Source organism: Brevundimonas sp. (assembly GCF_023259385.1).
GTDB lineage: Bacteria > Pseudomonadota > Alphaproteobacteria > Caulobacterales > Caulobacteraceae > Brevundimonas.
In genome coordinates, this window is record NZ_JAHFPF010000194.1 from 1 (window position 1) to 6865 (window position 6865).

The following is a 6865-nucleotide window of genomic DNA, read 5'->3' on the forward strand; positions in this document are numbered from 1 at the left end:
GAACGCTGGCTCAATGACCGGCGCCGGTCCGTCGAACGCAGTCTCGACCGGCTGGGCGCCTTCCTGGACGAAACCAAACCAGAGACGGAGACCTGACCATGACGACCCCGGACACGCCGGTCCTCGCCCACGGGACCTTCACGATCAAGCGCCGCTATGACGCCTCGCCCGAACGAGTGTTTCGCGCCTATGCCGATCCGGCCGCCTTCCGCCGCTGGTTCGTCGACGGCGAGGGCTGGACCATCCATGACTGGTCCCACGACTTCCGCGTCGGCGGCAGCGCCGGCGGCAGGTTCCGGTTCGGCGACGAGACCAACGACACCTGGTTCAACGACACCGAATACCTCGACATCGTCGAGAACAGCCGGATCATCACCAGCTATGTGATGGGCCGGATGGTGGGCGGGGAGAAGGAGCGCGCCTCCGCCTCCCTGGCCACGATCGAACTGGTCGCCGACGGCTCCGGCACGCGCCTGATCTATACCGAGCAGGGCGCCTTCTTCGGTCCGGACGGGGCGGATCACATCCCGCTGCGCGAGCACGGCTGCGGCGAGATGCTGGATGCGCTCGGCCGCGAGTTGAAGGCGCAGGCGTGATGGCCGGCAAGGTTCGCGTCAGCAGCTTCGCGATCTCCGCCGACGGGTTCGGCGCGGGGCCGGACCAGAGCCTGGAGGCGCCTCTGGGCGTCGGCGGCGAGCGGCTGCACGACTGGTTCTTTCCGACCCGGACCTTCCAGGCGATGTACGGCGACGGCAAGGGCGCGGACGGGATCGACCACGGGTTCGCCGAGCGCGGCATGGCCGGCCTCGGGGCCTGGATCCTGGGCCGCAACATGTTCGCACACTCGCGCGGCCCCTGGGTCGATGACGGCTGGGAGGGCTGGTGGGGCGAGGAGCCGCCCTATCACTGTCCGGTCTATGTCCTGACCCACCACCCGCGCGCGCCGCTCGAGATGAAGGGCGGCACGGTCTTCCATTTCGAGACCGGCGGGATCGAGGCGGCGCTGGAAAAGGCGCGCGCCGCGGCCGGCGACCGGGACATCCGCATCGGCGGCGGAACCGAGACCGTCCGCCAGTACCTGCGGGCCGGGCTGATCGACGTGCTGCACCTCGCCGTCTCGCCGGTGCTGCTGGGCCGGGGCGAGGCGTTCTGGGACGGGCTGGATCTGCCCGCGCTCGGTTACGAGATCGGCAGATCAACCGCGGGCGAGCGGGCGACCCATCTGGAGATCGTGCGCATCGGCCGGCGAGGCGAGGCATGACCGACGACCGCCTCGTCTTCGGCGCCTTCACGATCAAGCGCCGTTACGATGCCCGCCCCGAGCGGGTCTTCCGCGCCTTCACCGACCGCGAGATCAAGCAGCGCTGGATGGGCTGCGAGCACGTCGCCTCGCCGATGATCGAACATCTGGACTTCCGCGTCGGCGGCAAGGAGGTCAGCCGGGGCGGCGGCGAGGACGGCGAGCATCTGTTCGAGGGGACCTATCTCGACATCGTCGAGGGCCGCCGCTTCATCTTCGCCTTCGTCATGACGGTGGGCGGCCGCAAGCTGTCGGCCTCCCTCGCCTCGGTCGAGATCCTGGCCGACGGGGACGGGGCGCGGCTGATCTTCAACGAGCAGGGCGTCTATTTCGGCCAGGACGGCTGGGCCGAGCGCGAGGAAGGCACGGCCGTCGGAATGCAACAGATGGCCGACTGGCTGGCCGCGAACGAGGAGACTGTCTGATGGCCCTGATCCTGTGGTCCCACCCCTATGCCGGATACGGGCAGAAGACCGCGGTCGCCCTGTACGAACTGGGCCTGCCGTTCGAGCTGAAGCTGGTGGACGGTTCGCCGGAGGCCATGGAAGGCTTCATGGCCGTGTCGCCCTTCGCCAAGATGCCCGCGCTGGTGGACACGGCGGCGGGCCGCACGGTGATCGAGTCCAGCATCGTCATCGAATACCTGGACCGGCTGGCGGGCGGCGGGCGGCTGATCCCTGCCGATCCTGACCTGGCCCTTGAGGCGCGCTTCATCGACCGCATCCTGGACACCTATGTCGGGGGCAACATGAACAGGATCGTCTTCAACCGGCTGGGCCGCGCCGGCACGCCGAACGAGACGGCGATGGCGCTGGATGCGAAGGAGCTGGAAAGCGCCTGGGACATGCTGGAGGCGCGGCTGGGCGACGGCCGGACCTGGGGCGCGGGCGAGACCTTCACCCTGGCCGACTGCGGAGCTGCACCGCTGATGACCTACGCCCGGCGGCTGGTCCCGTTCGGCGACCGGCCCCGGCTGCGGGCCTGGCACGCACGGCTGATGGCGCGGCCCAGTTTCGTGCACGCACTGGAAGACGCCGCGCCGTTCGGAAATCTGATGCCCGCCCCTCTGCCTGAGGACTAGGCCAAGGCGCTCAAGGCCTCGGCTGCAGCACCATCAGGGTCGACAGGCCGTGCGCCAGCAGGCGGCCGGCTTCATCCTTCACCGTCGCCTCGGCGGTGATGATCTGGCGTCCGGCGTTGACCACCCGGCCCTCGCAGCGGACCCGGCCGGCGTCGGCGGTGATCGGCCGGGTGAAATTGGCCTGGGTCGACAGGGTCGAATAACTGACCCCCGCCGGCAGCAGCGAATGGGCCGCGCAGCCCGTGGCGCTGTCGATCAGCGTCAGGGCCCAGCCGCCGTGGACCGTGCCCTGCGGGTTGAGGATGTGCGGCCCGGTCCGCCCTTCAAACGCGGCGAAGCCCTCGCCGACCTCGACCAGGTCGAAGTCCAGGGTGGTGCTGATGGTGGCGGGCGGCAGCTTTCCGTCCAGCACGGCCTGCAGGACCTCGCGGCCGGGCAGGCGTCCGACGGCTTCGGCGGTGGTCTTCGGCGTATCGGTCATGGCGTCACAGTTAGGGGGTCGGCGATCCGACGCAAGCACGCGGCGGATCGCCGCGCGGGGGTGGCCGTTCCACCGTCCCGCACGTAGCTGTGGGGAAACCACCGGAGGAAACCCCGATGCCGCTTCTGATGTGCCCCAACGACAACGCCGCGATGCAGACGCTGGAACGCGGCGGCGTCCAGTTCGACATGTGCCCGAATTGCCGGGGCGTCTGGCTGGACCGCGGCGAGCTGGAAAAGCTGATGGAGTCCGCGACCGCTGAAGGCCGCGCCTCGGCCCCGCAGGCCGCGCCGGCGCCCCAGCCCCAGGCTCCCTATCCGCCGCAACAGGCGCAGCAGCCGTGGGGCGGCCAGCCGCAGGGCTATCGCGACGACCATCGCCGGGACGACCGCTACCGCCACGACGACGACTACAAATACAAAAAGAGGAAGCGCGACAGCATCTTCGACATTTTCGACTGACGCCTAGGCGGCCAGGCCGGCCGCCTTCATCAGGGTCTTCAGCGGGGCCAGAACCTCGGGCTGCGCGGCCAGCGCGGCCCGGGCCTCGGGTGCGCGGAACAGCTTGATCGCCTCGGCCTTGGCCCGATCAGCCGCGGGGCCCAGCGGCGCCGTCTCGCCCGCCGCCAGCCGCAGCAGCACCACCAGCTTTTGCGGCGCGGGGGCCGGCGAGCGGGACAGCATGGCCACGATCCGCGCCTCCGCCTCGACGGCGCCCCCCACCTTGCCGATCGCCTCGGTGATGTCGGCCTCGTCCTTGTCCGACAGGCCGCAGGCGCGCACCGCCCGCTGCAGGACGGCCAGAACGCCCAGCTTCTGCGCCGCCGTCTGCCCGCCCGCCTGCCGCATCTCGGTTTCAAAGCGCAGCGAGCCGACGCAGGCCGACAGCCAGCGCGCGGCGGACCGCTTGTTGGCCACGCCGGTGACGTTCTCGCACAGCCGGGTCAGGGCCTCGGCCTCGCACAGGACCGTGCGGCAGGTCTTGACGTAGGCGGCGACGAAATCGGCGGTGACCAGGGCCTTGGACCGCTCGTTGAAGGCGTTCTGGACCTCTTCCAGCGTCAGCAGCCGCCCGGCGGTGGCGGTCAGACAGGTCGCCAGCGCCCGCAGGATGTCGATCTCGCCGGCGGCGTCGTTGGGCCGCAGGCGGCGCGGGCTCATCAGCTCGCGCAGCACCATCCGGGCCAGGGCGGCCGACAGCAGGGGGAATTCGGCGATCTCGATGCGCGCCCCCAGCCGGGCGGCGGGGCCTTCCACGGCGGGGACGTGCAAGGCCATGCGCGGATCGTGCCGAACCAGAATTCCCACCTCGCGCGGGGCCACCATGCGAACCACGGCCGCCATGGCCGCGCCCTGGTCCAATGACGGGCCCAGAATGTCGGCCAGGCCGGCGCGCGAGCCCAGCATCTCGCACAGGATCTGTTCGATCGGGACCAGCACCATGGCGCGAGCCTGGCCGTCGCCCGGCGCGCGGTCGGCCAGGTCCATCAGCCGGTCCAGACGCGTCCGGCCGTCCTTCAGCCCCGCCAGGGCCGCGGCGACGACGCCGCCCATGATGAAGGCGCGCTCGGCTTGACCTTCCAGTCGGTGGGCCAGGTCCGCGAGCGAATGATGCTCGAGGCTGGGGAACCGGTTCTTGCGGCCCGCCATGACCAGCCGCTCGATCGTCGCGTCCGACAGCTTCTGATAGTGTCGCACCAGGTCGTGCACCGGCTTTCCGTCCGCCTGCGCTTCGGGCACGGCGACCTTCTGGATGGCGTGCTGAAGCTCCACGCCCGAGGCGTCCAGCCGTTCCGCCAGATCGGGCCGGTGCAGAAGCTCGAAGGCGGTCACGCCCTGCCGCTGCAGCCAGTCCTCCAGAACGCGGCCGATCTGTTCGCGGGCCATGGGCGCGTAGAGGTCGTAGGGCGTGCTGCAGCGCGGGCCCGTGGCGTCCTCCACCGTGACCCGCTTGGCCTTCATCTCCGGGACGCCGCGGGTCAGCACCGTCACGCTGTTGAATTCCATGGTGTCGGGGTCGAGGGTTTCCTTGGTCACCCGCACCGCCGCCGCATAGCCGTCGCGCAGCAGATCCTCGGCCGTGTCGATCGCATGGGCGCGATGCTCGGTCGCGATCTGGAGGGTCCAGGACGACGGCGCGGTCTTGCGGATATAGACTTCGTAGTGGATCGGGCCGGCCATGGAACGCTCTGACAGTTCCTCCTGATCATGGGACGGAGACTTTAAGGGCGGGTTTCGTTGCGGAATTGGCCGACGCGGCCCATCTTTTGCGCCGTAAAGTAACCGCGATGACGTAGAACGGTTACGCTTGCCGTGCGTTCATTGCGCGGACGATGAGCCTGCAAGGAGAAGCCGACTTGGCCAATATCACCCTGGTGGACGACGACGAGAACATCGTGGCGTCGGTTTCGCTGGCGCTGGAAAGCCATGGCCACAAGATCACGGCCTACCATGACGGCGCCGCCGGACTGGAAGCCCTGGAGGCGTCGCCGCCGGATCTGGCCATCCTCGATGTGAAGATGCCCCGCATGGACGGCATGGAAGTGCTGCGCCGCCTGCGCCAGACCTCCCAGATCCCGGTCATCATGCTGACGTCGAAGGACGAGGAGATCGACGAGATCCTCGGCTTCAACCTCGGCGCCGACGACTACATCCACAAGCCCTTCAGCCAGCGCCTGCTGATCGAACGGGTGAAGGCCCTGTTGCGCCGCACCGGCGCCGACGGCGGCGAGCCCGAGCCCAGCGCCGAGAACTCGAACAAGGCCATCAAGCGCGGCAAGCTGACGATGGACCCGGCGCGCCACGAAAGCACCTGGGACGGCCGTCCGGTGAAGCTGACGGTCACCGAATTCCTGCTGCTGCAGGCCCTGGCCCAGCGTCCCGGCTTCGTGAAGAGCCGCGACAACCTGATGGACGCCGCCTACGACGATCAGGTCTATGTCGATGACCGCACCATCGACAGCCACGTGAAGCGCATGCGCAAGAAGTTCAGGGTCGTCGATCCCGAGTTCGACGCGATCGAGACCCTGTATGGCGTCGGATACCGTTACCGCGAAAGCTGATCCGGCGCGGGCCGGAGACGGCCGGCCCCGCCGACCCAAGCGGTTCGGCGGGTCGCGTCTCGGCGGCCTGATTCTCGCGCTCAACCTGCTCAGCCTGCTGATCCTGTTCGTCGGGGCCCTGCTCCTGAACGAATGGCAGCGGGGCCTGATCGAGTCCCGGCAGGAGACGCTGGCGGCCCAGGCCGAACTGCTGGTGCGCGTGCTCGGCGAGCCCCAGATCGGCGTCACCCGCGGCGAACCGATCCCGGCGCTGGACCCGATCGAGGCCAGCCGCTGGCTGCGCGACAACTTCATTCCCGCCGGCCAGCGCGCGCGCCTGTTCGATGTGGACGGCATCCTGGTGGCCGACAGCTACTGGGTGACCGAGGCCATCCCCGGCGAACCCCTGCCTGACGCCCGGCCCGCGGGTTCGCCGGTGGCCGCGCCCGATGATGCGGCGGTGGCGGGTGACAGCCAGAAGGCCGAACGCGCCCGCCTCGCCCTCGCCGCCGAGGTCGAAGGGGCGCTGGAAGGTCAGCCCCAGGCCGAGGTGCGCACCTCGGAGAGCGGCGACCGCGTGGTGTCGGTCTCCATTCCCGTCCGTCACGTCCAGATGGTGCTCGGCGTCCTGACGCTGGAGGCCGGCGATGTCGACGAGACCATCGGCGCCCAGCGCCGCGCCCTGATGCCCTTCGCCCTGGTGGCCCTGTTCGTGAACCTGCTGGGGTCGCTGCTGCTGCACCTGTTCGTCGCCCGGCCGGTGATGCGGCTGTCCGCCGCCGCCGACGAGGTCCGTCTGCAGCGGGCGCGAGCCATCTCCCTGCCCGACCTGGAAAGCCGCAAGGACGAGATCGGCGACCTGGCCCGGTCGCTGGAGTCCATGACCGAGACCCTGTCCGCCCGGATGGACGCCATCGAGGCCTTCGCCGCCGACGTCAGTCACGAGATCAAGAACCCCCTGAC

The 6865-nt window shown here is 69.7% G+C and carries 9 protein-coding genes; 7 read left to right on the forward strand and 2 right to left on the reverse strand.

Going from position 1 to position 6865, the window contains the following annotated elements; genetic code table 11:
• Positions 1 to 98: 98 nt before the first annotated feature.
• The 4 genes from Q0C81_RS13885 to Q0C81_RS13900 are packed head-to-tail and all read left to right on the forward strand — an operon-like array spanning position 99 to position 2381.
• A complete protein-coding gene (locus Q0C81_RS13885; RefSeq protein WP_291839043.1) occupies positions 99 to 596 on the forward strand; it encodes an SRPBCC family protein in 498 nt (165 codons plus the stop codon).
• Positions 596 to 1261, forward strand: coding sequence for a dihydrofolate reductase family protein (locus Q0C81_RS13890; RefSeq protein ID WP_291839046.1), 666 nt, complete (start codon positions 596 to 598; stop codon positions 1259 to 1261). The genes Q0C81_RS13885 and Q0C81_RS13890 overlap by 1 nt, the downstream gene beginning before the upstream one ends.
• Positions 1258 to 1725, forward strand: coding sequence for an SRPBCC domain-containing protein (locus Q0C81_RS13895; RefSeq protein ID WP_291839049.1), 468 nt, complete (start codon positions 1258 to 1260; stop codon positions 1723 to 1725). The genes Q0C81_RS13890 and Q0C81_RS13895 overlap by 4 nt, the downstream gene beginning before the upstream one ends.
• Positions 1725 to 2381: a glutathione S-transferase family protein gene (locus Q0C81_RS13900; protein WP_291839052.1), complete on the forward strand. Its 657-nt coding sequence runs from the start codon at positions 1725 to 1727 to the stop codon at positions 2379 to 2381. Before Q0C81_RS13895 ends, Q0C81_RS13900 begins: the two co-directional genes overlap by 1 nt.
• A gap of 10 nt (positions 2382 to 2391) precedes the next feature.
• On the opposite strand, the gene Q0C81_RS13905 is transcribed toward Q0C81_RS13900, so the two are convergent.
• Positions 2392 to 2862: a PaaI family thioesterase gene (locus Q0C81_RS13905; protein ID WP_291839054.1), complete on the reverse strand. Its 471-nt coding sequence runs from the start codon at positions 2860 to 2862 to the stop codon at positions 2392 to 2394.
• A 116-nt stretch (positions 2863 to 2978) separates the two neighbouring features.
• On the opposite strand from Q0C81_RS13905, the gene Q0C81_RS13910 reads away from it, so the two are divergent.
• On the forward strand, positions 2979 to 3323 hold the full coding sequence (locus Q0C81_RS13910) for a zf-TFIIB domain-containing protein (protein ID WP_291839058.1): 345 nt from the start codon (positions 2979 to 2981) through the stop codon (positions 3321 to 3323).
• 3 nt (positions 3324 to 3326) lie between these two features.
• Here the strand turns inward: Q0C81_RS13910 and Q0C81_RS13915 are convergent, their stop codons facing one another.
• A complete protein-coding gene (locus Q0C81_RS13915; protein ID WP_291839060.1) occupies positions 3327 to 5042 on the reverse strand; it encodes a hypothetical protein in 1716 nt (571 codons plus the stop codon).
• Positions 5043 to 5218: 176 nt separating this feature from the next.
• On the opposite strand from Q0C81_RS13915, the gene Q0C81_RS13920 reads away from it, so the two are divergent.
• Positions 5219 to 5923 carry a response regulator transcription factor gene (locus tag Q0C81_RS13920; protein WP_291839067.1) on the forward strand — a complete coding sequence of 235 codons (705 nt, stop codon included), beginning with the start codon at positions 5219 to 5221 and terminating at the stop codon, positions 5921 to 5923.
• On the forward strand, positions 5892 to 6865 hold a 974-nt coding region (locus tag Q0C81_RS13925; RefSeq protein ID WP_291839070.1), incomplete at its 3' end, for a sensor N-terminal transmembrane domain-containing protein. The genes Q0C81_RS13920 and Q0C81_RS13925, both read left to right, overlap by 32 nt.